23 protein-coding genes are annotated in these 25,760 nt (G+C 75.8%); 2 read left to right on the top strand and 21 right to left on the bottom strand.

What is annotated here, in order from left to right:
* Window positions 1-50 precede the first annotated feature (50 nt).
* From lgt to U5M74_RS09710, 20 genes are all read right to left on the bottom strand, one after another.
* Entirely contained in the window at window positions 51-1,103 is a 1,053-nt protein-coding gene (lgt, locus tag U5M74_RS09805) for a prolipoprotein diacylglyceryl transferase (RefSeq protein ID WP_410908515.1), read from the bottom strand.
* Window positions 1,100-1,921: a tryptophan synthase subunit alpha gene (gene trpA, locus U5M74_RS09800; RefSeq protein ID WP_410908547.1), complete on the bottom strand. Its 822-nt coding sequence runs from the start codon at window positions 1,919-1,921 to the stop codon at window positions 1,100-1,102. The genes lgt and trpA overlap by 4 nt, the downstream gene beginning before the upstream one ends.
* A gap of 98 nt (window positions 1,922-2,019) precedes the next feature.
* Complete coding sequence (gene trpB, locus U5M74_RS09795; protein ID WP_410908545.1) at window positions 2,020-3,321, bottom strand: tryptophan synthase subunit beta; 1,302 nt, start codon at window positions 3,319-3,321, stop codon at window positions 2,020-2,022.
* 191 nt (window positions 3,322-3,512) lie between these two features.
* Complete coding sequence (gene trpC, locus U5M74_RS09790) at window positions 3,513-4,337, bottom strand: indole-3-glycerol phosphate synthase TrpC (RefSeq protein WP_410908513.1); 825 nt, start codon at window positions 4,335-4,337, stop codon at window positions 3,513-3,515.
* 214 nt (window positions 4,338-4,551) lie between these two features.
* Window positions 4,552-4,842, bottom strand: a complete 291-nt coding sequence (locus U5M74_RS09785; RefSeq protein ID WP_410908511.1) for an HGxxPAAW family protein — start codon at window positions 4,840-4,842, stop codon at window positions 4,552-4,554.
* A gap of 58 nt (window positions 4,843-4,900) precedes the next feature.
* The gene (locus U5M74_RS09780) at window positions 4,901-5,614 is read right to left on the bottom strand and encodes a Trp biosynthesis-associated membrane protein (RefSeq protein WP_410908509.1); all 714 of its coding nucleotides are present in this window, start codon (window positions 5,612-5,614) and stop codon (window positions 4,901-4,903) included.
* Complete coding sequence (locus U5M74_RS09775) at window positions 5,611-7,218, bottom strand: anthranilate synthase component I (protein ID WP_410908543.1); 1,608 nt, start codon at window positions 7,216-7,218, stop codon at window positions 5,611-5,613. Before U5M74_RS09775 ends, U5M74_RS09780 begins: the two co-directional genes overlap by 4 nt.
* Before the next feature lie 95 nt (window positions 7,219-7,313).
* The gene (gene hisI, locus U5M74_RS09770) at window positions 7,314-7,691 is read right to left on the bottom strand and encodes a phosphoribosyl-AMP cyclohydrolase (protein ID WP_410908507.1); all 378 of its coding nucleotides are present in this window, start codon (window positions 7,689-7,691) and stop codon (window positions 7,314-7,316) included.
* A 91-nt stretch (window positions 7,692-7,782) separates the two neighbouring features.
* Window positions 7,783-9,585, bottom strand: coding sequence for an ABC transporter ATP-binding protein (locus U5M74_RS09765; RefSeq protein ID WP_410908505.1), 1,803 nt, complete (start codon window positions 9,583-9,585; stop codon window positions 7,783-7,785).
* Window positions 9,582-11,531 (bottom strand): ABC transporter ATP-binding protein, encoded by a 1,950-nt coding sequence (locus tag U5M74_RS09760; RefSeq protein WP_410908503.1) that lies wholly within the window; start codon window positions 11,529-11,531, stop codon window positions 9,582-9,584. Before U5M74_RS09760 ends, U5M74_RS09765 begins: the two co-directional genes overlap by 4 nt.
* Before the next feature lie 3 nt (window positions 11,532-11,534).
* Entirely contained in the window at window positions 11,535-12,305 is a 771-nt protein-coding gene (gene hisF / locus U5M74_RS09755; RefSeq protein WP_410908501.1) for an imidazole glycerol phosphate synthase subunit HisF, read from the bottom strand.
* Window positions 12,306-12,313: 8 nt separating this feature from the next.
* Window positions 12,314-13,303, bottom strand: coding sequence for an FKBP-type peptidyl-prolyl cis-trans isomerase (locus U5M74_RS09750; RefSeq protein ID WP_410908499.1), 990 nt, complete (start codon window positions 13,301-13,303; stop codon window positions 12,314-12,316).
* Between the two features lie 11 nt (window positions 13,304-13,314).
* Window positions 13,315-14,676 carry a Pup--protein ligase gene (pafA, locus tag U5M74_RS09745; RefSeq protein WP_410908497.1) on the bottom strand — a complete coding sequence of 454 codons (1,362 nt, stop codon included), beginning with the start codon at window positions 14,674-14,676 and terminating at the stop codon, window positions 13,315-13,317.
* Window positions 14,677-14,711: 35 nt separating this feature from the next.
* Window positions 14,712-15,560, bottom strand: coding sequence for a proteasome subunit alpha (gene prcA / locus U5M74_RS09740; protein ID WP_410908495.1), 849 nt, complete (start codon window positions 15,558-15,560; stop codon window positions 14,712-14,714).
* Entirely contained in the window at window positions 15,557-16,423 is an 867-nt protein-coding gene (gene prcB / locus U5M74_RS09735) for a proteasome subunit beta (protein WP_410908493.1), read from the bottom strand. Before prcB ends, prcA begins: the two co-directional genes overlap by 4 nt.
* Entirely contained in the window at window positions 16,420-16,620 is a 201-nt protein-coding gene (locus U5M74_RS09730; RefSeq protein WP_069983652.1) for a ubiquitin-like protein Pup, read from the bottom strand. Before U5M74_RS09730 ends, prcB begins: the two co-directional genes overlap by 4 nt.
* A 168-nt stretch (window positions 16,621-16,788) precedes the next feature.
* The gene (dop, locus tag U5M74_RS09725; RefSeq protein WP_410908541.1) at window positions 16,789-18,474 is read right to left on the bottom strand and encodes a depupylase/deamidase Dop; all 1,686 of its coding nucleotides are present in this window, start codon (window positions 18,472-18,474) and stop codon (window positions 16,789-16,791) included.
* Between the two features lie 194 nt (window positions 18,475-18,668).
* The gene (arc, locus tag U5M74_RS09720; RefSeq protein ID WP_410908491.1) at window positions 18,669-20,318 is read right to left on the bottom strand and encodes a proteasome ATPase; all 1,650 of its coding nucleotides are present in this window, start codon (window positions 20,316-20,318) and stop codon (window positions 18,669-18,671) included.
* A 167-nt stretch (window positions 20,319-20,485) separates the two neighbouring features.
* Window positions 20,486-21,652, bottom strand: a complete 1,167-nt coding sequence (locus tag U5M74_RS09715) for a tRNA (adenine-N1)-methyltransferase (protein WP_410908489.1) — start codon at window positions 21,650-21,652, stop codon at window positions 20,486-20,488.
* Between the two features lie 119 nt (window positions 21,653-21,771).
* The gene (locus U5M74_RS09710; protein ID WP_410908487.1) at window positions 21,772-22,965 is read right to left on the bottom strand and encodes a site-2 protease family protein; all 1,194 of its coding nucleotides are present in this window, start codon (window positions 22,963-22,965) and stop codon (window positions 21,772-21,774) included.
* Window positions 22,966-23,038: 73 nt separating this feature from the next.
* On the opposite strand from U5M74_RS09710, the gene U5M74_RS09705 reads away from it, so the two are divergent.
* The gene (locus U5M74_RS09705; protein WP_410908485.1) at window positions 23,039-23,956 is read left to right on the top strand and encodes a RecB family exonuclease; all 918 of its coding nucleotides are present in this window, start codon (window positions 23,039-23,041) and stop codon (window positions 23,954-23,956) included.
* A 27-nt stretch (window positions 23,957-23,983) separates the two neighbouring features.
* Here U5M74_RS09705 and U5M74_RS09700 read toward each other — a convergent pair whose 3' ends face one another.
* Complete coding sequence (locus U5M74_RS09700) at window positions 23,984-24,673, bottom strand: HAD family hydrolase (RefSeq protein WP_410908483.1); 690 nt, start codon at window positions 24,671-24,673, stop codon at window positions 23,984-23,986.
* 122 nt (window positions 24,674-24,795) lie between these two features.
* On the opposite strand from U5M74_RS09700, the gene U5M74_RS09695 reads away from it, so the two are divergent.
* Window positions 24,796-25,731 carry a PfkB family carbohydrate kinase gene (locus U5M74_RS09695; protein ID WP_410908481.1) on the top strand — a complete coding sequence of 312 codons (936 nt, stop codon included), beginning with the start codon at window positions 24,796-24,798 and terminating at the stop codon, window positions 25,729-25,731.
* Window positions 25,732-25,760 lie beyond the last annotated feature (29 nt).

Raw genomic sequence — 25,760 nt, 5'->3', positions numbered from 1 at the left:
CCGTCGGCCCGTCGGTCAGGTGGCGGTCCCGGGTGTCGCCCGGGTCCGCGTCAGGCGCGGGCCGCCGTGCCGGGGTCGGGCCCGGCGGCCTCCGCGGAGCGTTGGTCGTCCTTCTCCTCGACGTCTCTCGTGGTGTCGGCTGCCGGCTCCCCGCCCGCCGTCCCCTCGCTCGCGGCGGAGGTCCGGGCGGTGGCCGGCTCGGGGGCCGCGTCCGGGGCGTCCTCCCCCGGCTCGCGGCGTGCGTCGGTCTCGCGACCGGGGCGCAGGCGTCCGATGAGGACGAATGCTGCCAGAGCACCGAGCCCGACCACGATCGACGTCCACACGTTGAGCCGGAGCCCCAGGACGTGCTCGGCGGTGTCGATGCGCAGCGCCTCGATCCAGCCGCGGCCCAGGGTGTACAGCACCACGTAGAGCCAGAATACGCGACCGTGACCGAGCCTGAACCGTCTGTCTACCCAGACGATGACCGCGGCCATGGCGAGGTTCCACAGCAGCTCGTAGAGGAACGTGGGGTGAAAGAGCGTCCCCTCGGCGTACATCAGACCGGTGGCCGGGTCGGGGGGCAGGTAGGCGGCGTCGATCCGCAGCCCCCACGGCAGGGTGGTGGGCGCGCCGAACAGCTCCTGGTTGAACCAGTTGCCGAGGCGGCCGACGGCCTGCGCGACCAGCAGCGCCGGCGCGATCGCGTCGGCGAACACGGGCATGCGGATGTTCTGGCGGCGGCAGCCGATGTAGGCGCCCACCGCGCCCAGCGCGACGGCGCCCCAGATGCCCAGGCCGCCCTCCCACACGTACAGCGCGCGGACGGGGTCGCCGTCCGGCCCCCAGTACGGGTCGGGGGTGCTGACGACGTGGTAGAGGCGGCCGCCGACGATGCCGAACGGCACCGCCCAGAAGGCGATCTCGAGCACGTCGTCGGCGGTGCCCCCGGCCGTGCGCCGCACGAACCGGCGCGCGGTGATCCACACCGCGACCACGATGCCCGCGAGGATCGCCAGCGCGTAGGCGCGGACCGGGAACCCGCCGAGGTACCAGGTGTGCTGCGGCGGGCTCGGGATCGCGGCCGGCACGACGGTGCCGAGCGCCGCGAGGGCCGTCACGCCGGGCCTCCGGCCTGCCCGCCGGCGTGGCCCGCCCGCGCGCGGGCGACGCCGGCCGCGAGGTCCGCGGCGACGGCGCGCACGGCGTCGAGCCGCTGCTCCCAGGGCTCGTCGGTCAGCAGCGGCCGCACGAAGGCGGAGCCGACGATGACGCCGTCGGCGAAGGCGCCGACCTGCGCGGCCTGCTCCCCGTTCGAGACGCCGAGGCCCACGCACACGCGCGGGGCGCCGGCGGCGCGGGTGTCGGCGACGAGCTGCTCGGCCCGGTCCCCCACCTGGGCGCGCACACCGGTGACGCCCATGGTCGAGGCGGCGTAGACGAAGCCGCGCGACGCGGCCGCGGTGAGGCGCAGCCGCTCCGGCGTCGAGCTCGGCGCCACCAGGAACACCCGGTCGAGCCCGTACGTCTCCGCCGCGGCGAGCCACTCGGCGCCCTCGTCCGGGACGAGGTCCGGCGTGATGAGCCCGGCGCCGCCGGCGGCCGCGAGGTCGCGGGCGAAGGCGTCGACCCCGTACCGCAGCACCGGGTTCCAGTAGGTCATGACCAGCACCGGCACGTGGGGCGCGTGCTCGCTCGCCGCGCGCACGACGCGGAAGACGTCGGCCACGCGGGTGCCCGCCGCCAGCGCCTGCTCGGCGGCCCGCTGGATGACCGGGCCGTCCATCACCGGGTCGGTGTAGGGGATGCCGAGCTCGACGACGTCGACGCCCGCGTCCACCATCGCGACGACGGCCTCGATCGACCGCTCCGGCGTGGGGAACCCGACGGGCAGGTAGCCCACGAGCGCGGGCCGCCCGGCGGCCCGGAGCTCCTCGATCCGCGCCGCGGTGCGCGAGCGCGCGGCGGCGCCCGCGGGCGCGGGGGTGGCGGCGGGCGCGCCGCCGGGCCGGGTCCCGGCCGGGATGGCGGGCGTGCTCACAGGTCCCCCTCCGTGGTCAGCGGGTCGGCGTCGCCGGCCTCGGCCTGGTCCGCGTCGAGCAGGTCGAACCACCGTGCGGCGGTGGCCACGTCCTTGTCGCCGCGGCCGGAGAGGTTGACGACGATGATCTTGTCGCGCTCGCCCGCGGCCGCGAGCTCGCGGCCCACCTGGACGGCGCCGGCCAGGGCGTGCGCCGACTCGATCGCCGGGATGATGCCCTCCGTGCGGCACAGCAGGCGGAACGCCTCCATGGCCTCGCCGTCGGTCACCGGGCGGTAGACGGCGCGGCCCAGGTCGTGCAGCCAGGAGTGCGCCGGCCCGACGCTCGGGTAGTCCAGCCCCGCCGAGACGGAGTGGCTGGGCAGCGTCTGGCCGTCGGCGTCCTGGAGCAGGTAGGAGCGGGCGCCGTGCAGCACGCCCGGCGCGCCGCCGGAGAACCGGGCGGCGTGCCGGCCGGAGGCCACGCCCTCGCCGCCGGCCTCGAAGCCGTACAGCGCGACGTCCGGGTCGTCGAGGAAGGCGTTGAAGATGCCGAGGGCGTTGGAGCCGCCGCCGACGCACGCGGCGACGACGTCGGGCAGTCGGCCGGTGCGCTCGAGCACCTGCTCGCGCGCCTCCTCGCCGATGATCCGGTGGAACTCGCGCACCATCTCGGGGAACGGGTGCGGACCGGTCACCGTGCCCAGCAGGTAGTGGGTGCTCTCGACGTTCGCGACCCAGTCGCGCAGCGCCTCGTTGATCGCGTCCTTGAGCGTGCGCGAGCCGATCTGGACCGGCACGACCTCGGCGCCGAGCAGCCGCATGCGGGCGACGTTGAGCGCCTGGCGGCGGGTGTCCTCCTCGCCCATGTAGACGACGCACTCGAGGTCGAGCAGCGCGGCGGCCGTGGCGGTGGCGACGCCGTGCTGGCCGGCGCCGGTCTCGGCGATGACGCGGGTCTTGCCCATGCGCTTCACGAGCAGCGCCTGGCCCAGCACGTTGTTGATCTTGTGCGAGCCGGTGTGGTTGAGGTCCTCGCGCTTGAGGAAGACGCGCTGGCCGCCGGCGTGCTCGGCGAACCGGGCCACCTCCGTGAGCGGCGACGGGCGGCCGGTGTACTCGCGGTGCAGGCGGGCCAGCTCGGCGCGGAACTCCGGGTCGTCGAGCGCCTTGCGGTACTCGGTCTCGAGCTCGTCGAGCGCGGCGTACAGCGCCTCGGGCACGAAGCGGCCGCCGAACTGGCCGAAGTACGGCCCCTGCCGGTCGGCCAGCCGCGTCGCGGCCGCCTCGACGGGGTCGTCGGGGTGCTCGCCGAGCACCTGGTGGGCCAGGGTGTCGGAGAGCGCGTCGCTGACCGGCGTCGGGGACGGCGAGCCGGCGGCGTGCGGGTCGGGCGTGGGCACGAGGACCTTCCCTTCCAAGCGAGGGTGGGGCGCGGGCGGGTGGGGCGCGGGCGGGACGGGGCGGACGGGCCGCGGCGTCCCGGCGCGCGTGGGGCTGCGGCGGGCCGTCAGGACTGCGCGGCGGGCCGCACGGACCACAGGGCCGGGTGCTGGCCGGCGGCGACCAGGTCGGCCACCGAGCGGCGGGGCGCGTCGCCGGTGACGAGCGCCTCGCCCACGAGCACGGCGTGGGCGCCGGCCCGGGCGTAGTCCATGACGTCGTGCGGGCCCCGCACGCCGGACTCGGCGACGCGCACGACGTCGTCCGGGATCAGCGGCGCGAGGCGGGCGAAGACCGACCGGTCCACCTGCAGCGTCTTGAGGTCGCGGGCGTTGACGCCCACCACGCGGGCACCGGCGTCGAGCGCCCGGTGCACCTCGTCGGCGGTGTGGACCTCGACGAGCGCGGTCATGCCCAGCGAGTGCACCCGCTCGACGAGCGAGGTGAGCACCGTCTGCTCGAGGGCGGCGACGATGAGCAGGACGACGTCGGCGCCGTGGGCGCGGGCCTCCCACACCTGGTACGGCGTGACCACGAAGTCCTTGCGCAGCACGGGCACGTCGACCTTGGCGCGCACCGCGTCCAGGTCGGCCAGGCTGCCGCCGAAGCGCCGCTGCTCGGTGAGCACGGAGATGACGCTCGCACCGCCGCGGGCGTACTCCTGCGCCAGCGCCGCGGGGTCGGAGATCGCGGCGAGCGAGCCCTTGCTGGGGCTGGAGCGCTTCACCTCGGCGATCACGGCCACGGCGTCCTGCGCGCGCAGCCGGCTCACCACCTCGAGGGCGCCCGGGGCGCGCGCGGCGCGCTCCTTGAGCTCGTCGAGCGACGTCGCCGCCTGGCGCGTCGCGAGGTCCTCGCGGACCCCCGCGACGATGTCCTCCAGGACCGTCATGCTGCGCCTCCCCCGTCGTGCGAACCGGATCCTGCCGGCCGTGCCGACACCGCCCATCGTAGGGCCCGCGCCGGGGTGACCTTGACCACCCACCGAGCGGTGAGACGGCGACGGCGCCCGACCGGTGCGGTCGGGCGCCGTGGGGCGTCGCTGCTGCGGCGTCGCGAGGCTGCTGCGAGGTCGCCGCCGCGTCGCCGCGAGCAGGCGGGGCGGCTCAGCGCTCGGGACGCTGGCGGCGGCCGCCGCCGGGGACCGGCTCGGGGTCGGGCTGGCCGAAGCCCATCCGGCGCAGCACGAGCCCCGCGACCAGCGAGACGGCGATGACCACGAAGCCGATCACGAAGAGCACGACCGACGCGAAGACCACGGCGAGCGCGGCGACCAGCGCGCCGACGGTGACGCCCGCCATGGCGGTCCAGGACGCGACCGTCTTGCCCTCGTTGTGGTGCGGCGCGGCCGGGGGCAGGTAGGCGTACTCGTTGGTGTTCTCGGCCATGGTGGTCATGGGGCCTTTCGTGACGTGCTGATGGGTGCCCGTGCAGGTTGCCGTCGGCGGGACCAGCCTAGCGGTCCGCCGTGGGGTCGGTGCCCCGGGAGAGCGCGTCCCACGCGTCGTGGGCGTCGACCTCCCCCTCGTCGCCGGGGTCGGCGGCCCGCGGCGTGCTGGTCGTGGTTCCGGCCGCGGCGCCGGCCGCGGTACCCGACGCGCCGCCCGACGCGCCGCCCGACGCGGTACCCGGCGCGGCGCCGGGCGCCCCGGCGGGGCTCGCGGCGGCAGCCTCGGCCGGCGCCCGCTCGTGGCGGCCCGACGTCGCCGCCCACCGGCGGGACGCGACCGCGGCGAGCACGGCGACGACGACGGCGAGGACGCCGACCGCGGCCGTCAGCCAGGGCCACACGGCCAGCGACACCGGGGCGGTGAGCTCGGTCACGCCCGCCGCCTCGCTCGCCCCGGCGACCGCGGCCGGCTCGGGGTCGGTGGCCACGCTGAGGGCCGAGGCCGCCACCAGGACGCCCGCTCCCGCGGCGACGGCGAGCACCACCCAGCGCGCGACGCGGCCGCCGAGCGCCAGGGCCAGCCCGGCGGCCACGAGGACCAGCGCGGCCGCGCCGACGGCGGGCGCCGCGGCCGTGCCGGTGACCGTGATCGCGACGTCCGGGTCGAGCGCGGTCGCGACCTCGGAGCGCACCCAGACCGGGGCGGCCGTGGCCAGCGCCAGCCCGCCGAGGAGGACGACGGCCCAGGTGGCGCGCGCGCGGGTCAGGACGCCGCTCACGCGCCGGCCTCCGGGCTCCCGTCCGCGCCGGCCACACCGCCGTGGGCCGCACCGCCGTCGGCCGCGGCGCCGAGGCGGGCGAACCGGGCGGCGAGCTGCACGGCCCGCACGGCCGCCGCGGCCTTGTTGCGCGACTCGGCGTACTCGAGCGCCGGCACCGAGTCGGCGACGATGCCGCCGCCGGCCTGCACCGAGGCGCGCCCGTCGCGCACGAACGCCGTGCGGATGGCGATGGCCATGTCCATGTTGCCGCCGAAGTCGAGGTAGCCGACCGTGCCGCCGTAGATGCCGCGCGAGGCCGGCTCGAGCTCGTCGATCAGCGCGATGGCGCGCGGCTTGGGCGCTCCCGAGAGCGTGCCCGCGGGGAACGTCGCGCGCAGGGTGTCGAGCGCGGTGCGGCCCGGGCGCAGCCGCCCGACCACCGTGGAGCACAGGTGCATGATGTGGCTGAACCGGCGCAGCACCATGAACTCGACCACCTCGACGGTGGTCGGCTGGCACACCTTGACCAGGTCGTTGCGCGACAGGTCCACGAGCATGAGGTGCTCGGCCCGCTCCTTGGGGTCGGCGTACAGCTCCTCGGCCAGCGCGACGTCCTCCTCGACCGTGGCGCCGCGCGGGCGCGACCCGGCGATCGGGTAGGTCGTGACGTGCCCGGCGTCGACCTTGACCAGCGTCTCCGGGCTCGAGCCCACCACCTGGAAGTCCCGCCCCTGCGGGTCGGTGAGGTGGAAGTAGTACATGTACGGGCTCGGGTTGATGGTCCGCAGCGCCCGGTAGACGTCCAGCGGGTCGGCCGGGCAGTCGAGGTCGAGGCGCTGCGACAGCACCACCTGGAACACCTCGCCGTCGCGGATGGCCTCCTTGCCGGCGCCCACCGCGGCCTCGAACTCCTCGCGCGTCGAGCGGAACTCGAGCTCCGGCTCGGCGACGTCGTCGCGCAGCACGGTGGCCACGCGCGGCGCCGGCCCGGCGAGCCGCGCGGCGAGCGCGTCGAGGCGCGCCACGGCGTCCGCGTGCGCCTCGTCGACGCGGGCGTCGGTGTCGTCCATGTTGATGGCGTTCGCGACGAGCCACACCGCGCCGGTGTGGTGGTCGATCGCCAGCAGGTCCGTGGCCAGGCACAGCGCGAGCTCCGGGGCGCCGACCTCGTCGGGCGCCGTGGCGGGCAGCGTCGGCTCCCAGTGCCGCACCGCGTCCCAGCCGACGGAGCCCGCCATGCCGCCGGTCAGCGGCGGCAGGCCGACGATCGGCGGGGTGCGCAGGGCCTCGAGCGTCGCCTCGAGCACCTCGACGACGTCGCCGGAGGTCGGGATCCCGGCGGGCACGTCGCCGGTCCACACGGCCTGCCCGTCACGGGCGGTGAGCTGCGCCCGCGACGCGACGCCGACGAACGACCAGCGCGCCCAGGCGCCCGAGGCGTCGGCCGACTCCAGCACGAACGTGCCCGGCCGGCCGTGGGCCAGGGCGCGGTACAGCCCCACGGGGGTGGCGTCGTCGGCCAGCACGCGGCGCACCACGGGTACGACCCGCCGGTCGCGCGCGAGCGAGCGGAACGTCGGCAGGTCCGGCCAGGTGGCGCCCCAGGGCAGGTCGGCGGGCAGGCGGACCTCGTCGGCAGGGGCGGCCGGGGCGGCCGGCGCGGGCACCGAGGCCGGGGTAGGTGCCGGGAACGGGGTCGGGGTCGAGGTCGTGGCGCTCACGCCTCCACCTCCGCGGCGCCGACGACGGCGGGCAGCTCGCCACCGGCGAGGAAGCAGGTGCGCGTGCCGGTGTGGCAGGCCGCGCCCACCTGGTCGACCTCGACGAGCAGCGCGTCGCCGTCGCAGTCGATCGAGACGCCCTTGACCCACTGCACGTGCCCGGAGGTGTCGCCCTTGCGCCAGTACTCCCGGCGCGAGCGCGACCAGAAGGTCACGCGGCCGGTGGTCAGGGTGCGGTGGAGGGCCTCGTCGTCCATCCAGCCGAGCATGAGGACCTCGCGGGTGTCGTGCTGCTGCACGATCGCGGCCACGAGGCCGTGCTCGTCACGCTTGAGACGGGCGGCGATCTGCGGGTCGAGGGCGGTGTCAGGCACCCCGCCATCCTCCCACGTCGGCCCCGGTGCCGACCCCCGCGCGCCACGACGCGGGACCCGGTCCGGGGATCCGACCCGTCGGACGCACCGGTCAGCGGGTCTGCGCCACCCAGCTCGCGTGCATCCGGGCGTAGACGCCGCCGGCGGCGGCGAGCTCGGCGTGCGGGCCCACCTCGGCGACGTGGCCCGCGTCGACCACGACGACGAGGTCGCTCGCCTCCGCCGTCGACAGCCGGTGGGCGATGGTGATCGTCGTGCGGCCGGTGGTCAGCGAGTCGAGCGCGCGGGCGATGCGCACCTCGGTCGCGGGGTCGACGGCGGACGTCGCCTCGTCCAGCACGAGCAGGTCCGGCGCGGCGAGGTAGGCGCGCGCGATGGCGACGAGCTGCCGCTCCCCCGCGCTGAGCGCCTCGCCGCGCTGGCCGACCGGCGTGTCGAGCCCGGCGGGCAGGTCGGCGAGCCAGTCGGTGAGGCCCAGGGCCGCGAACGCCTCGGTGACGCGCCCGCGCACCTCGTCGGCGGGCAGCCGCTCGGCGTCGCGCAGCCCGTACGCCGCGTTCTGCGCCACCGTGCCGTCGAAGAGGAACCCCTCCTGCGGCACCAGCACCACCCGCTCGCGCAGCGAGGCGAGCGTGGTGCGGCGCAGGTCCACGCCGTCGAGCAGCACCTGTCCGGCCGTGGGGTCCATGAGGCGGGTGACGAGCTTGGCGATCGTCGTCTTGCCCGATCCCGTCTGGCCCACCACGGCGACCTTGGCGCGCGCCGGCAGCACGAGGTCCACGCCGTGGAGCACCTCCGGCCCGCCGGGGTAGCCGAACCGGACGCCGCGCAGCTCCACGTGCGCGGGCCCGCGCGGGGTGGGGACGGCGTCGGGCGCCTCGGCCACGTCGACCGGCGTCTCCACGACGGCGAGCACCCGGCGCCAGCCGGCGACGGCGTTCTGCAGCTCGTTGAGGATCTCCGTGGCCATCTGCACCGGGCCGGTGAACAGCTGCACGAGGAACAGGAAGGCGATGACCTGGCCGGCGGTGAGGGCGCCGCCGACGCCGAGGTGCGCGCCCACCACCACGACCGCGGCGAGCGCGAGGTTGGACACCAGCGTGCCGCTGGAGAACGACGACGCCACCAGCAGCTGGGCGCGCCCCTGCGCGCGGCGGGTGGACTCGATCGCCGCCCCGACGCGGCGCCCGGTGCGCTCCCCGACGCCGTAGGCACGGACGGTCTCGGCCCCGACCACGGCCTCCGACACGGCGGCGAGCATGGCGCCGACCCGCTCGCGCACCCGGGTGTAGGCGGCGTTGACGTGCTTCTGCGCGAACCGCAGCACGAGGTACAGCGGGACGAAGCACGCCCAGACCACGAGGGTGAGCTGCCACGAGTAGACGAGCATCAGGGCGCTGGCCACGAGCAGCTGCAGCGTGGAGACGAGCAGCATGATGCCGCCCCACTGGACGAACAGCGAGATGGTGTCGACGTCGCTCGTGACGCGCGAGACGAGCGACCCGCGCCGCTCGGTGCCCTGGGTGAGCGTGGCCAGGTCGTGCACGTGGCGGAACGCCCGCACGCGCAGCGCCGCGAGGCCGGCCTCGGTGCGGCTCACCAGGCGCACGTTGACCAGCGCGGAGCACACCGCGGCGGCGAGCACGGCGAGGGCGGCGACCATCGCCAGCGCGGCCACCCGCCCGGTGTCGGGCCCGCCCGCGGCGAGGACGCCGTCGTCGATCGTGCGCTGGACGGCCACCGGCACGACGACGCGCCCCGCCGCCGCGAGCACGGCGAGGGCGAGCGTCCAGCCCATGCCCTGGACGATCTGCGGGCTGATCTGCACCCCGCGGCGCAGGGTGGCGAGCACGCCGAGCGTGCTGGCCGACGCGATGGACGCGGACGTGCTCATCGGACCTCCTCCGCGGCCTCGTCGGTGCGCGCGACGCCGTCGGCGTCGGCGGCCTCTGCGGCCGCCAGGGCCTCGGCGTCGGCCGCGTCCGCGACCTCGCGGGCCCGGCGGGCGGCCTCGGCCTCGTACGCCGTCGCGATCGCGCGGTAGCCCGGGTCCCGGGCGAGCAGCTCGTCGTGGGTGCCGGCGTCGACGACGCGGCCGCCGTCGAGGTGCACCACGACGTCGGCGAGCGCGACCGAGGACATGCGGTAGGCGACCATGACGACGGTGGGCGCCTCGCCGCCGGTGCCGGCCTCGGCCAGCCCGGTGAGGATCTGCTGCTCGACGCGCGGGTCGACGGCCGAGGTGGCGTCGTCGAGCACGAGCAGGCGCGGGCGGCGCACCAGGGCGCGCGCCACGGCCAGGCGCTGGCGCTGGCCGCCGGAGAGGTTGGCGCCGCGCTCGCCGAGCGGCGCGTCCAGGCCGCCCGGCAGGGCGCGCACCACCTCGTCGAGCCGCGCGAGCCGCAGCGCCGCCCACACCGCGTCGTCGGACGGGACCGCCGGGTCGCCCGGGTCGGCCAGCGTGACGTTGCCGCGCACGGTGTCCTCGAACACGAACGTCTGCTGCGCCACGAGCGCCACCTGCGCGGGGACCTCGCCCGCGGCCAGCGTGCGCACGTCCACCCCGTCGAGCAGCACTCGCCCGCGGGTCGGGTCCGACAGGCGCGGCAGCAGCGACACCAGCGTCGTCTTGCCGGCGCCGGTGGGGCCGACGACCGCGACCGTGCTGCCGGGGACGACGTCGAGGGTCACGCCGTCGAGCAGCGTCGTCGTGCGGCCCGCCGGACCGGGCACGTCGACGCCCACGCCCTCGAGGCGCACCGCCAGGCCGCCGGTGCGCCGCGGCAGGACGGCGTCGCCCGGGCGCAGCGCGCCGCGGTGGTCGACGACGCGGGCGATGCGCTCGTACCCCACGAGGCCGCGCGGCAGCTCGCCGAGCACCCAGCCGAACGCGCGCACGGGCACGGCCATGACGGTCAGCAGGTACCCGGCGGTGACGACGTCGCCGGCGTCGACCGCGCCGGTGCCGGCGCGCCAGGCGCCCACGCCCAGCACCAGCAGCGTGCCGAGGTTCGGCAGGATGTCGATCACCGGGTCGAACACCGCGCGCACGCTGCCGGCCCGCACGTTGGCGGCGCGCAGCTCGTCGGTGCGCGCGGCGAAGCGCTCCTCCTCCCGGTCGGCGGTACCCAGGGACTTGACCAGCAGCGCCGCCTCGAAGCTCTCGTGGGCGACGTCGGCGACCTCGCCGCGCAGCTGCTGGGCGCGGGTGACGGCGGGGGTCATGTGCCGCTGGAAGACGACGTTGGCCGCGACGGTCAGCGGGACGACCACCAGCGCGGCGGCGGCCAGCCACGGGTCGATCGCCAGCAGCATCACGGTGGCGACGACGATCATCACCACGACGCCGAGGGCGAAGGGCACGGAGTTGAACACGCCCGTCGCGGCCTCGACGTCCGAGCTGGCGTGGGCGAGGAGCTGGCCGGCCGGGTGCGCGCGGTGCCACGACATCGGCAGGCGCAGGTAGGCGGACGCGAGCCGCCGGCGGTGCAGCGCGCCGACGTCGACGTAGCCCCAGCCGGCCCACACGCGCCGGCCCCAGACGCTGACCGCCAGGGTGAGGGCCACGCCGGCGAGCACCAGGCCCGCCTGCCAGATGCGCCCGCGGGCGACGGCGTCGCCGGCGATCGCGGGGACGACGACGGCGTCGGTGGCCCAGCCGACGGCGCGCGAGACCGCCACGGTGACGGCCCCGAACAGCGCCGAGAAGCCGATGGCCAGGACGTAGACCCAGGGGTCGGCGGCGATGCCGCGGCCGACGAGCTGGAGCGAGCGACGCAGGCGCGAGCCCGTCAGCGCGAGGGGGCGGTCGGGCTCGCCGGGCAGGTCCGCACGGGGCACGGCTCAGCGCACCTCGACGCCGGCGGCGCGCATCGCGTCCTTGACCTGCCCGACGGTGAGGGTGCCGAAGTGGAAGACGCTGGCGGCCAGCACGGCGTCGGCGCCGGCCTTGGCGGCGGCCACGAAGTGCTCCGGCTCCCCCGCCCCGCCGGAGGCGATGAGCGGGACCTGCACGCGCTCGCGCACGGCGGCGAGCATCTCGAGGTCGAACCCGGCGGTGGTGCCGTCGGCGTCCATCGAGTTGAGCAGGATCTCCCCGGCGCCCAGGTGCGCGGCGCGCTCGGCCCACTCGACGGCGTCGATGCCGGTGCCGCGCCGGCCGCCGTGGGTGGTCACCTCGTAGCCCGACGGCGTGACCGTGCCCCCGGTGACCCGGCGGGCGTCGACGCTGAGGGTGAGCACCTGCGAGCCGAACCGGTCGGCGATCTCGGCGATGAGCTCGGGCCGGGCGATCGCGGCGGTGTTGACGCCCACCTTGTCGGCGCCCGCGCGCAGCAGCCGGTCGACGTCGTCGGTGCTGCGCACGCCGCCGCCGACGGTCAGGGGCACGAACACCTGCTCGGCGGTGCGCCCGACGACGTCGACCATCGTCTCGCGACCGCCGGAGGAGGCGGACACGTCGAGGAACGTGACCTCGTCGGCGCCCTCGGCGTCGTAGCGGGCGGCGAGCTCGACCGGGTCACCGGCGTCCCGCAGGTTGGCGAAGTTGACGCCCTTGACGACGCGGCCGGCGTCGACGTCGAGGCACGGGATCACCCGGACGGCGACGGACATGCTGATGACTACCCTTCCTGGGGCTGCGCGGACGGCTGCTGCTGCTCCTCGGAGACCTGCTGGTGGGCGTCGAGGATGTCCACGACGTACACGAGGGTCTCGTCCGCGAGCTCGCTGGCGGTCCCACCGTATCCGAGCGACGGGGGCACCACGAGCATCACCTGCGACCCGACGGTCTGCTCGAGCAGCCCCTGGTCCCACCCCTCGACGACCTGGCCGATGCCGATCGTGGCCACCTGGGGCGGCGCCCCCTCCTCCCACGTGGTGTCGAACACGGTGCCGTCGCTCCAGCGGACGCCGGTGAACCGGACCGTGACCACCTGACCGACCTCGACCTGCGGGCCGGTGCCGCGCACGAGCGGCTGGACCTCGAGGTCGTCCGGGGGCGCGGCGTCCTGCGGGACCGTGACGGTCGGGGCGCCGTCGTCGTCCAGCTCCACGGTCGGCAGCCCCTCGGCGGGCTCGACCGCGTCGCCGGCGGCGCGGGTGGGCAGCACGTCCACGACGAGGACGACCGGCACGCCGTCGTCCACCTCCAGGTGCAGCAGCCGGGCCCCCACCCGCGCGCCTGCCAGCGCCTCGTGCAGGTTCGTGCCCAGCGACTCGACGCTCATGGTGCGCCACTCGGGGGCGTCCTGGTAGGTGTTCTTGAGGACGGAGCCGTCGCGGCCGTCCTCGGCGTACAGGTGCAGCAGCACGGGCCCGTCCTCCTCGAGGGCGGCGCCCGTGCCCGGCCAGACCGTCCGCGTCTCCGGCTGCGTGACCTGCAGCGGACCTGAGGCCTCCACCTGCGGCGGGTCCCCGGCCTCGCCGGTGACCTGCACGGCGGCGGGCGAGGCGGAGGCGCCCGGGTCGGCGCCCGCGCCGGGGCCGCAGGCGGTCAGCAGCACGAGCAGCGGGGCGACCAGCAGGGCGGGGAGCCTGAGGAGCCGCCTGCGGACGGAAGGCCTGCGGGCCTGCGGCGTGCGGACGAGCGGGGGACGAGCGGGGCCGGGCACGCGGACGAGTGTCACATGCTCTCGATGAGGCGGTCCACGCGCTCGTCGACGCTGCGGAACGGGTCCTTGCACAGCACGGTGCGCTGCGCCTGGTCGTTGAGCTTGAGGTGCACCCAGTCGACCGTGTAGTCGCGGCGCGCCTCCTGCGCGGCGCGCACGAAGTCGCCGCGCAGCTTGGCGCGGGTGGTGGGCGGCGGCACCGCCGTCGACTCGAAGATCTCGACGTCCGTGGTGATCCGCTCCACGAGGCCGCGCGCGGCGAGCATGTTGTACAGCCCCTCGGTGCGCGAGATGTCGTGGTAGGCGAGGTCGAGCCGGGCGATCCGAGGGTCGTCGAGCTCGAGGTCGTGCTTGGCCCGGTAGCGCTCGATGAGCCGCAGCTTGATCACCCAGTCGAGCTCGCGCTCGACCAGGGTCAGGTCGCCGCTGGCGACCGCGCGCAGCCCGCGCTCCCACAGGTCGAGGACCTGCTTGGTCACCGGAGACGGGTCCAGGTGCGCGTCCACGTACTCGCGCACGCGCAGGAAGTACTCCGTCTGGATGTCGACGGCCGACATCGTGCGGCCGTCGGCGAGCTGGACGGGGTGCATGCCCGTGCGGTCGTGGCTGATCTCCCGGATCGCCCGGATGGGGTTCTCCAGGGTGAGGTCGCGCATCGGCACGCCGGCCTCGACCAGGCGCAGCACGAGGTCCGTGGACCCGACCTTGAGCATCGTCGTGGGCTCGGCCATCGAGGAGTCGCCGACGATGACGTGCAGCCGGCGGTAGGACTCGGCGTCGGCGTGCGGCTCGTCGCGGGTGTTGATGATCGGGCGCGAGCGCGTGGTGGCCGACGACACGGCCTCCCAGATGTGGTCGGCCCGCTGCGACAGGCAGTAGACCGCCCCGCGCGGCGTCGAGAGCACCTTGCCCGCGCCCACGAGCACCTGCCGCGTGATGAGGAACGGCACGAGGATCTCGCTGAGCCGGGAGAAGTCGCCCTGCCGGCGCACGAGGTAGTTCTCGTGGCAGCCGTAGGAGTTGCCCGCCGAGTCCGTGTTGTTCTTGAACAGGTGGACGGTGCCGGGCAGGCCCTCGTGGGCGAGGCGCTGCTGGGCGTCGGCCACCAGGCCCTCGAGGATGCGCTCGCCGCCCTTGTCGTACGTGACCAGCTGGCGCACGTCGTCGCACTCGGCCGTCGCGTACTCCGGGTGGGACCCGACGTCGAGGTACAGCCGCGACCCGTTGCGCAGGAACACGTTCGACGAGCGGCCCCACGCGACCACCTTGCGGAACAGGTAGCGCGCCACCTCGTCCGCGCTCAGCCCGCGTCCGTCGGGCGCGGCGCACGTGACGCCGTACTCGGTCTCGAGCCCGAAGATCCTGCGTTCCATGGCCGGTCTCCCTCGTCGGTGCCCTCGGGCCGCTGTCAGCCCTCGTCCGGGACGGGGGCGCCGCCGGCGGCGCCCGTCGACCCGTCGTCCTGCGTGCTCTCCTGCGCGTTCGCCTGCGTGCTCTCCTCGGCGCCCGTCGCGGCCTCGCCGCCGGCCGCCGGCGCGCTCGGCGCGATCCCGAGCAGGTCGGCCAGCGCGGCGCCCTGCAGGCGCCGGAAGGCCCGCCGCGTGCGCGACCGGTCGAGCACCGCCACCTCGAGCTGGTTCGGCGACAGCTCCCGCTCGGACCCGGCCGCCAGCACCTGGCCGTCGACGCCCACCGTGCCGAGCGTGCGCACCGCCAGGCGCAGCACGTCGGCCAGCGGCAGGCCGGCGCGCCAGCCGTCCGCCAGGCGCGAGCCGAGCTGCTCGGCCTGCCCGCCCATGACGACGTACCCGTGCTCGTCGGCCACCGACCCGTCGTAGGAGAGCCGGTAGACCTGGTCCTCCGCCGGCGTCGTGCCGACCTCCGCCACGACCAGCTCCACCTCGAGCGGCTTGGACTCCGTCGTGAACACCGTGCCCAGCGTCTGGGCGTAGGCGTTGGCCAGGCCCCGCGCCGTGACGTCGGCGCGGTCGTAGCTGTAGCCGCGCAGGTCGGCGTACCGGACGCCGGCCACGCGCAGGTTCTCGAACTCGTTGTACTTGCCCACCGCCGCGAAGGCGATGCGGTCGTAGATCTCCGAGATCTTGTGCAGCGCGCGCGAGGGGTTCTCGGTGGCGAAGAGGATGCCGCCGTCGTAGGCGAGCACGACGACGGACCGGCCGCGGGCGATGCCCTTGCGGGCGAAGTCCGCCCGGTCCTTCATCAGCTGCTCGGGCGAGACGTAGAACGGCATGGTCATGCGCGCGCACCTCCTGCTCGGCGCTCGGCCACGATGGCGTCGGCGATCTCCTCCAGCCGCGCGTCATCGACGCGGCGGTAGCCCTCGGCGGTGACGGTCGCGACGACCGGCCAGATGCGGCGCACCGCGTCCGGCCCGCCCGTGGCGCTGTCGTCGTCGGCCGCGTCGTACAGCGCCTCGACGGCCACCCGCACGGCGGCGTCGGCGTCCATGCCGGGGCGCCACAGCTTCTTCAGGGACCCGCGGGCGAACACCGACCCGGAGCCGACCGAGTGGTGGTCGTGCTCCTCGTAGCGCCCGCCGGTGACGTCGTAGCTGAAGATGCGCCCGGCGCCGCGGTCGAGGTCGTAGCCCGCGAACAACGGCACCACCGCCAGGCCCTGCAGCGCGAGGGGCAGGTTGCCGCGCAGCATCGTCGACAGGCGGTTCGCCTTGCCGTCGAGCGACAGCAGCGAGCCCTCGATCTTCTCGTAGTGCTCGAGCTCGAGCTGGAACAGGCGCACCAGCTCGACCGCGATGCCCGCCGACCCGGCGATGCCCACCGCCGAGTACTCGTCGGCCGGGAACACCTTCTCGATCTCCCGGCTGGCGATCATGTTGCCCATCGTGGCGCGGCGGTCACCGGCCATCACGACGCCGCTCGGCCCGCCGCCCGGCGTGCCGAACGCGAGCGAGACGATCGTCGTGGCGTGCGGCGCCAGCCCGCCGGTGCCCGCGCCGCCCGCGCCCTGCGCGGTCAGGCGCCGGCCCGGCAGCAGGTCGGGCACGTGCTCGGAGAGGAACTCGACGAAGGACGACGACCCCGGGCGCAGGTAGGCGTCCGGCAGCCGCCCGGAGACCTGGGCGGGGTTGACCGGGCTCACTGGCCGCCCTTCTGGACGAAGCCGCGCACGAACTGCTCGGCGTTCGACTCCAGGACGTCGTCGATCTCGTCGAGCAGCTCGTCGACCTCGGCGTCGCGGTCCGAGGCCGCGGGCGCCGCGGGGGCGGGGACGTCGTCGCCGTCGTCGTCCGGCCTCCGGTCGTCGTGCTGCGGGTTGATGCGTTCGGTGCCAGCCATCGTCGCCTCCCATCCGCCCCGCGGCCTGCCCGCGAGCGTCTCGGTCGTGCCTCGATCTGAAGTCACCCTATGCGCCGGGGCGCCACCTGCGCGTCAGCGACGCGTGCGCCCTCAGCGGAATGGTGCTCCATGCCCTCTCACCTGGGCAGTCGTACGCCCGGGCACCCGTCATCGGTCGCCGCGCAGGCCCCGCAGCAGCGCCGCGGCGTCGGGGCTGGAGTCGAGCAGCGCGCCCACGTTCGCGCGGGTGCCGCGCAGCGGGTCGAGCATGGGCACGCGCTGCAGCGCGGAGTCGTCGGCGAGGTCGAAGATCACCGAGTCCCAGCTCGCCGCGGAGACCTCGTCGGCGTACCGGGCCATGACCTCGCCGCGGAAGTAGGCGCGGGTGTCGGCCGGCGGGTGGTGCACGGCGTCCGCGACGTCCCGCTCGTCGACGAGCCGCTCCACCGCGCCCTTGGCGAGCAGCCGGTGGTACACGCCCCGCTCCGGCCGCACGTCCGACCACTGCAGGTCCATCGCGTGCAGGCGCGGGTGGTCCCAGTCCAGCCGGTCGCGGCGGCGCAGGCCCTCGAGCAGCCGGCGCTTGGCCACCCACTCCACCTCGCGGGCGCAGGAGGCCGGGTCCTGCCCGAGCCGCGCGAGCACGGAGCGCCACCGGTCGAGCACGGCGTCGGACGCCGCGTCCGTGCCGAGCGCCGCGAGCGCCCGCCCGACGACGTCGGCGTACGCCTCCTGGATCTCCAGGGCGGTCATGGTGCGGCCGTCGGCGAGGTCGAGCTTGGCCACCAGGTCGAGGTCGCGCGAGACCCGCTGCACGTCGCCGACCGGGTCGGCGAGCCGCAGCCCGGCGATCTCGGCCCGCACCGGCTCGCCCGCGTCGGCGAGCGCGTCGAGGTGCTCCAGCACCCACAGCACGAGCGAGGTGGTGCCCAGCTTGAGGTAGGTGGCCACCTCGAACAGGTTGGCGTCGCCGAGGATGAGGTGCAGGCGCCGCCAGCGGGTGCGGTCGGCGTGCGGCTCGTCGCGGGTGTTGACGATGGGCCGGCGCAGCGTGGTCTCCAGGCCCACCTCGGCCTCGACGTAGTCGGCGCGCTGCGACATCTGGAACCCGGCCTCGCCGCCGGTCTGCCCCAGGCCCACCCGGCCGGAGCCGGCGAAGACCTGCCGCGTCACGAGGAACGGCGTGAGCAGCTCGGCGAGCAGCCCGAACGGCAGCGCACGGTCGACGAGGTAGTTCTCGTGGGTGCCGTAGCTGGCGCCCTTGCCGTCGACGTTGTTCTTGTACAGCGCCACCTCGGAGCCGGGCACCTGCGCCAGCTCGCGGGCGGACGCCAGCATCACCCGCTCCCCCGCGACGTCCCAGCGCACCGCGTCGAGCGGGGTGGTGACCTCGGGCGAGGAGTACTCGGGGTGGGCGTGGTCGACGTACAGCCGCGCCCCGTTGGTCAAGATGCAGTTGGCGGCCGACGGGTCGTCGTACTCGTCGACGTCGGGCCGGGCGAGCTCCTGGGTCACGCGTGGGCGGCGGCCCGCCGGCGTGCCCGCCCCGCCCACCAGGGCCGACGGCGGCCCGGCGGGCGTACCCGACGTGCCGGGGCGCGCGGCGGGGCCCGACGGCGCGGGCCGGCTCGGGTCGTCGGTGAGCAGCGACGGGTGCGCCGACGCGCGCTGCAGCCGGAAGCCGCGGGCGTCCGACAGCGGGTCCTCGTCGTCGTAGTCCCACCGGGCGGCGGGCCGCTCGCCCTGGCGCGCCACGAGGGCGCGGTACGTCGTCACCACCAGGCTGGACAGGAGCATGGGGTTCGCTCCGGGCCGGCCGGGCTGCAGCACGCCGTACTCGGTCTCGATGCCCATCACTCGACGCACGCTCACGCTGCCACCCTAGTCCGCCCCGGTGACGTCCCGGCGGGCCGGCGGGACCTCCCGGGGCGCCCCGCGGGCACGGCGAGCGCCCCGCTGCGTCGTCGTCCCCGGTGGGGTGCGCGACGTCGCGGGACGCTCGCCGTGAGCGCCGGCCCGCCGGCCGGCGGGGACCGGCAGAGGAGTCGTCAGAGGTACTGGCCGGTGCTGGTGATCTGCTCGATGGTGCGCGGCGTGGCGCCCTCGCCCTTCTTCTGGACGATCGAGCGGATGAAGACGATGCGCTCGCCCTTCTTGCCGCTGATCCGCGCCCAGTCGTCGGGGTTGGTGGTGTTCGGCAGGTCCTCGTTCTCCTTGAACTCGTCGACGCAGGCCGACAGCAGGTGGTCCACCCGGATGCCCCGCTGGCCGGTGGCCAGGAGGTCCTTGATGGCCATCTTCTTGGCCCGGTCGACGACGTTCTGGATCATCGCGCCGGAGTTGAAGTCCTTGAAGTACAGGACCTCCTTGTCGCCCGAGGCGTAGGTGACCTCGAGGAACTGGTTGTCCTCGTCCTCGGCGTACATCCGCTCGACCACCGACCGGATCATCGCGTCCACGGCCGCGGCCGGCTCGCCGCCGTGCTCGGCCAGGTCGTCGGGGTGGATCGGCAGGGACGGCGTGAGGTACTTGCCGAAGATCTCGCGGGCGCCCTCGGCGTCGGGCCGCTCGATCTTGATCTTCACGTCCAGGCGCCCGGGCCGCAGGATGGCGGGGTCGATCATGTCCTCGCGGTTCGAGGCGCCGATGACGATGACGTTGTCGAGGCGCTCGACGCCGTCGATCTCGGCGAGCAGCTGCGGCACGATCGTGGTCTCGACGTCGGACGACAGGCCGGTGCCGCGCGTGCGGAACAGCGACTCCATCTCGTCGAAGAACACCACGACCGGCATGCCCTGGGAGGCCTTCTCCCGGGCGCGGGCGAAGATCAGGCGGATGTGCCGCTCGGTCTCCCCGACGTACTTGTTGAGCAGCTCGGGACCCTTGACGTTGAGGAAGTAGCTGCGCACGTTCGGGTCGTCGGCGGCGCCCGTGACCATGGTGGCCAGCGACGCGGCGACGGCCTTGGCGATGAGCGTCTTGCCGCAGCCGGGCGGGCCGTACAGCAGCACGCCCTTGGGCGGCCGCAGGCCGTGCTCGCGGAACAGGTCCGGGTGGGCGAACGGCAGCTCGACCGCGTCGCGGATCGCCTCGATCTGCGCGCCCAGGCCGCCGATGTCCTCGTAGCGGATGTCGGGCACCTCCTCGAGGACGAGCTCCTCGACCTCCGACTTGGGCACGATCTCGAAGACGAACCCGCTGCGCACGTCCACGGTGAGGGAGTCGCCGACGCGCAGCGTGCGGCCGAGCACGGACCCGGCCAGACGCACGACGCGCTCCTCGTCGGCGCGGCCGACGACGAGCACCCGCTCGGCGTCGAGCACCTCCTTGACGGTGACCAGCTCGCCGACGCGCTCGAAGCCGCCGGCCTCCACCACGGTCATCGCCTCGTTGAGCTTGACCTCCTGACCCGGCTGCAGCGCGGCGACGTCGAGGTTGGGACTCGCGCCGACGTGCATCTTGCGCCCGGCCGCCGAGACGTCGACGGACCCGTCGGAGTGGGCCTGCAGGAACGTCGCGTACGTCCCCGGCGGCTTGGCGAGGTCGTCGATCTGCTTCTTCAGCTCGACGATCTGGTCGCGGGCCGCGCGCAGCGCCTCGGCGAGGCGCTCGTTCTTGGCGGCGAGCATCGCGAGCTGGGCGTCCCGGCTCGGGCCCTGGTAGTCGGAGCGGACAGGGTTGACAGGGTTCTCGGCCATGCAGGTCCCCTCTCGTGCGGCTCCGGGTCCGGCCTCCCGGGGCGGGAGGCTGTCCCGAATACAGCACCCTACGCAGCATCCCCACCGCGCGGGAGGTGGCGCGCGGCCGAAACCGCGCGCACCGGCCGAGCCTTCACACGCCCGCCGCACGGCGGGCACGCGCCCGCTCAGTCCGCGGCGGGCCGCTCCGGGGCCGCCTCGAGACCCGCCTCCAGACCGGCCCCAGGGCCGGGCTCGAGGTCGGGCTCGAGGCCGGGCTCGAGGTCCCGCTGCACGTCGGGGCCGGCGTCCGGCTCGAGGACGGAGCCGGCCGGCTGCCGGGACGCCTCGGCGGCCGACGCCGCGGCGGCCTGGGCCGACTCGGCGACGTCGCGCCGCACGCGGCGCAGCTTCTTGTCGGACACCGGGCGCTGGCCGAGCTCCTCCTCGCCCCACGCGGCGTCGGCGTCGGCGTCGGGCTTGGTGCCCTGCGGGCGCCGCTTGCGCTCGGGCGGCACGACGCCGTCGGCGAGCCGGCGGGAGGTCAGCAGGAACCCGGTGTGGCCCACCATGCGGTGCTGCGGGCGCACCGCGAGGCCCTCGAGGTGCCAGCCGCGCACCATCGACTCCCACGCGACGGGCTCGGCGAACCGGCCGTGCGCGCGCAGGTCCTCCGCGAGGCGGGACAGCTGCGTGGCGGTGGCGACGTAGGCGAGGAAGACGCCGCCAGGCACGAGCGCCTCGGCCACGGCGTCGAGGTTCTCCCACGGCGCGAGCATGTCGAGCACCACGCGGTCGACGGAGCCCGGCTCCGCGACGGTGGGCAGCACGTCGGACAGGTCGCCGATGCTCAGCCGCCAGGCCGGGTGCGGGCCGCCGAAGAACGTCTCGACGTTGCCGCGCGCGATGTCGGCGAAGTCCTCGCGCCGCTCGATCGAGTGCAGCTCGCCCTGGTCGCCGACGGCGCGCAGCAGCGACATGGTCAGGGCGCCGGAGCCCACGCCGGCCTCGACGACGCGGGCGCCGGGGAAGATGTCGGCCATCTGCACGATCTGCCCGGCGTCCTTGGGGTAGACGACGGCCGCGCCGCGCGGCATCGACAGCACGTAGTCGCTCAGCAGCGGCCGCAGCGCCAGGTACTCGACGTCGGCGGTGTTGGTGACGACCCAGCCCTCCGGCCGCCCGATGAGCTCCTCGTGCCGGAAGAAGCCCTTGTGGGTGTGGAACGTGGCGCCCGGCTTCAGCACGATGGTGTGCATCCGACCGCGCGGGTCGGTGAGCTGCACCTTGTCCCCGACCCGGAAGGGGCCACGGCGGATGTCGGCGCCCGTGGGGCGGTCAGCGGAGGAAGTCACGACGGGCCAGTCTAGTGGCGCGCGGTCGGGCCCGGGTCGGGCCCGGGTCAGATCCGGGTCAGATCCGGGTCGGGCCCGGGTCGGGCCTGGGTCCGTGGCCGGGCCGGCGCGCGGGCGGGTCAGCGCCGGCGGACGGCGCGCGCCACGTGCGCGACGTCGAGGACGCCGCCCACGCGGCCGTGCTCGAGGACCGGCACGACCCGGGCGCCGGCGGACGTGGCCGCCACGTGCTGCAGCAGGTCGGCGCCCGCGAGGTCCGCGTCGACGGCCGAGCCCGCGGGGAACGGCACGACGACGGCGTCCACAGGCGTCGTGGCCGCCGCCGCGGGCGGGACCGCGGAGGCGGCGGCGGGGTCGACCCAGCCGACCGGCTCGCCCGCCGGGGTGACCACGACGACCGCGGCGTCGGGCACGCCGGCCACCGCGCGGGCGGCGTCGGCCACCGATGCGCCCGACCCGACCACGACCGCGCGGGTGCCGAGCCCGCGCGCGGTGAGCCCGGCGACCGCCTCGCGGCGGCGGCCCGCGGCGACGGCCTCCCCCGCCCCGGACCACAGGAACGCCGCGAGCAGCGCCGACCACATGACGGTGACCCAGTCCGGGCGCACGCCGGCGACGAAGGGCCACACCAGCGCCCACGCCAGCACGCCCAGCGCGACGACGCGGCCGGCCCAGCCGGCGGCGACGGTGCCCTTGACGCGCGACCCGGTGACGGCCCACACCAGCGACTCGAGGATCTGCCCGCCGTCGAGCGGCAGCCCGGGCAGCAGGTTGAACAGGCCCACGAACGCGTTGGAGAACGCCGCCGCGTACAGCAGCAGCGCCGGGACGGAGGCGACGGGCGACAGCTGGAACAGCACCCAGAACACCACGGCGAGCACGACGTTGGTGAGCGGGCCGACGACGGCGACCAGCGCCCCGTCCACGGGCCGCCGGGTGGTGCCGGTGTAGGCGGTGTGGCCGCCCCACAGGGTCACGGCCAGCTCGGTGACGCGGTGCCCGCGCGCCCGCGCCACCAGGGCGTGCGCGACCTCGTGCAGGAACACCGAGCCGAACAGCAGCAGCACGAAGGCGAACGCGACCACCACGACGCCGCCGCCCTCCACGGCCGGCGCGAGCCGGCGCACCGTCGGCGCGAACACCAGGGTGAGGACGACGGCGGCCAGCACCCACGACGGCGTGATCACGACGGGCGCGCCGGCGACGCGTCCCACGACCCAGCCGCGCGACCGCGGCTCGGTGCGCACCCGGCTGGTCGGGTCGTTCGGGCCTCGGGAGGCGCCGGGCGGGGTCTGCGGCGCGGGCGTCGTCACCCGGCCAATCTATCCGTGCCGCCTGGGGACGACCTGGACGGCGGTGTGGGCGGCAGCGCCTAGGGTTGCTGGCATGACGACGACGGCCGCGACCGACCTGCTCCCGGAGGCCCTGGGCGACGGCCCGGTGCCCACCGAGGCGCCGGCGGAGCCGCGCCGCCCGGCGCTGTCGCCCTCGCGCGCCAACGACTTCATGCAGTGCCCGCTGCTGTTCCGCTACCGCGTGGTGGACCGGCTGCCGGAGCCGCCCAGCTCGGCCGCCGCGCGCGGCACGCTCGTGCACGCCGTGCTCGAGCGGCTGTACGACGCGCCGCTGGGCGAGCGCACGCGCGAGGCCGCGCTGAACCTGCTGCCGGGCGAGTGGGACCGCCTGCTGGAGGCCGAGCCGCGCTACGCGCAGCTCTTCCAGCCCGGTGGCGACGCCGAGGGCACGGCCCCGGACGCGTGGCTCGACGGCGCCGGAAAGCTGCTCGGCACGTACTTCACGCTCGAGGACCCGAACCGGCTGCAGCCCGAGGCGCGCGAGCTGCGGGTCGAGACGCAGCTGGACGGCGGGCCGCTGCTGCGCGGCATCGTCGACCGGTTGGACGTGGCCCCCGACGGCGCGATCCGGGTGGTCGACTACAAGACCGGCAAGTCGCCGCGGCCCGGCTTCGAGGCGGGCGCGCTGTTCCAGATGCGCTTCTACGGGCTGGTGCTCTGGCGCGAGCGCGGCGTGCTGCCCAAGATGCTGCAGCTCGTCTACCTCGGCGACGGGCAGGTGCTGCGGGCCGAGCCGCGCGAGCGCGAGCTCGAGGTCGCCGAGCAGAAGGTGCGCGCCCTGTGGTCGGCGATCGAGACGGCCGCGCGCACCGGCGACTTCCGGCCGCGCCAGAGCCGGCTGTGCGGCTGGTGCGCCCACCAGGCCGTCTGCCCCGCGTTCGGCGGCACGCCGCCGGAGCTCGACCCGGAGCTGGTCCGCGAGCGCCTGGGCGTCACCGTCGAGGCGTGAGCGGCCGAGGCGTGAGCCGCCGCGGGCTCAGGTGAGGTCGAGCACCTCGCCGGCGGCGATGCGCGTCATGGTCGCCACGTCCACCTTGGTCAGCGACGCCGCCCGGCTCAGGCCCTGCAGGTGCGGCACCGGCACGACCGCCTCGACGCCCAGCGTCGGCACGCCGGCCGCCATGGCGGAGGCGATGCCCGTGGGCGAGTCCTCGACGGCGACGCACGCGGCCGGGTCGACGCCCAGCCGGGCGGCGGCGGTGAGGTAGGGCTCCGGGTGCGGCTTGCCCTCCGTGACCTGGTCGCCGGTCACCAGGGTGCGGAACACGTCCGTGGGCCCCTGCGCGACGACCTCCTCGGCGAGCGAGGCGTACGACATGGTCACCAGGGCGCAGGGCACGCCGGCCGCGGCGAGGTCGCCGAGCAGCTCGAGCGCCCCCGGCTGCCACGGCACGCGGACCCGCACCTGGGCGATGACGCGCTCGAGCAGCCAGTCGACGATCTGCGGCGGCTCCAGGTCCACGCCGGCGTCCCGCAGGATCTCGGCGGACGTCAGGAGCGGGTTGCCCACGAGCTGCAGCGCCTGCTCGTGCGACCACGACCCGCCGTGGGCCTCGACCAGCTCGTGCTCCGCGGCGATCCAGTACGGCTCGGTGTCGACGATCGTGCCGTCCATGTCCCACAGGACGGCGGCGGGCAGGGCGGAGCGGGGCGAGGTCTCGGGCACGGCCCCAGCCTACGGGCGCCGTCCCGGTCCCCGTCCCCGCGGGCGTCCGACCGTCCCGCCCCGGGCACCACCTCGTCCCCGCCCGGCGGGTGAGCACCCCGGCCCCTGCCTAGGGTCGGGCCATGACTGACGACCGTGCACCCGCCCTGTGCGTCCTCGCCCCGGACCCGCTGCTCGCCGTCGAGATCGAGGAGGGCCGCGCCGGCGGCGGCCCCGAGATCCACGTCCACCTCGGCGGGCAGGGGCTGTGGCTCGCCCGCATGGCCTACTCCCTCGGTGCCCGCGTGGTGGTCTGCGGGCCGTTCGGCGGCGAGGTGGGCGACATCACCGCGCACCTGGCCCGTTCGGCCGAGCTCGAGCTGCGCACCACCGGGACGGCCGGTGCCGGCGCGCTCGTGCAGGACCGCCGCAGCGGCGAGCCCGAGGAGATCGCCACGATGCACGCCCAGCCGCTCGACCGGCACGGGCTCGACGACCTGTACGGCACCACGCTCGTGACGGCGCTGGAGTCCGACGTGTGCGTCCTGACCGGCTCGCGGTCGGACATCGGCGTGCCGGGCGACTTCTACGGCCGGCTCGTGGCCGACCTGCGCGCCTCCGACCGCCCGATCGTCGCCGACCTGTCCGGGGAGCCGGCTCGGGCCGTCGTCGAGGCCGGCTGCACCGTGCTGAAGATCAGCCACGACGAGATGGTCGAGGGCGGGTTCGCCAAGAGTGCCGAGCTCGACGACCTGCGCGGCGCGGCCCGCGCGATGGTCGGCGAGGGCCCGGCCGCCGTGGTGGTCTCCCGCGCCGACGAGCCGACGCTCGTCGTGTCGGGCGACGGCGACTTCCTGGTCATCGCGCCGCCGATGACCACCGTGGACCACCGGGGTGCCGGCGACTCCATGACGGCCGGCATCGCCGTCGGCGTCGGCCGCGGCGTGCCGCTGCCGCAGGCCGTCGCGCTCGGCGCGGCGGCCGGGGCGCTCAACGTGGCACGGCACGGGCTCGGCACCGGCCGGCGGGAGCAGATCGAGGCGTTCGCGGAGCGGGTGACGGTCGAGGGGCTGTCGTGAACGGGCGGGACCACCGACGGAAGGGGACG

Source organism: Puerhibacterium sp. TATVAM-FAB25 (assembly GCF_046535855.1).
GTDB classification, from domain to species: domain Bacteria; phylum Actinomycetota; class Actinomycetes; order Actinomycetales; family Cellulomonadaceae; genus Puerhibacterium; species Puerhibacterium variabilis_A.
This window is presented reverse-complemented; position numbering and strand designations above follow the sequence as displayed.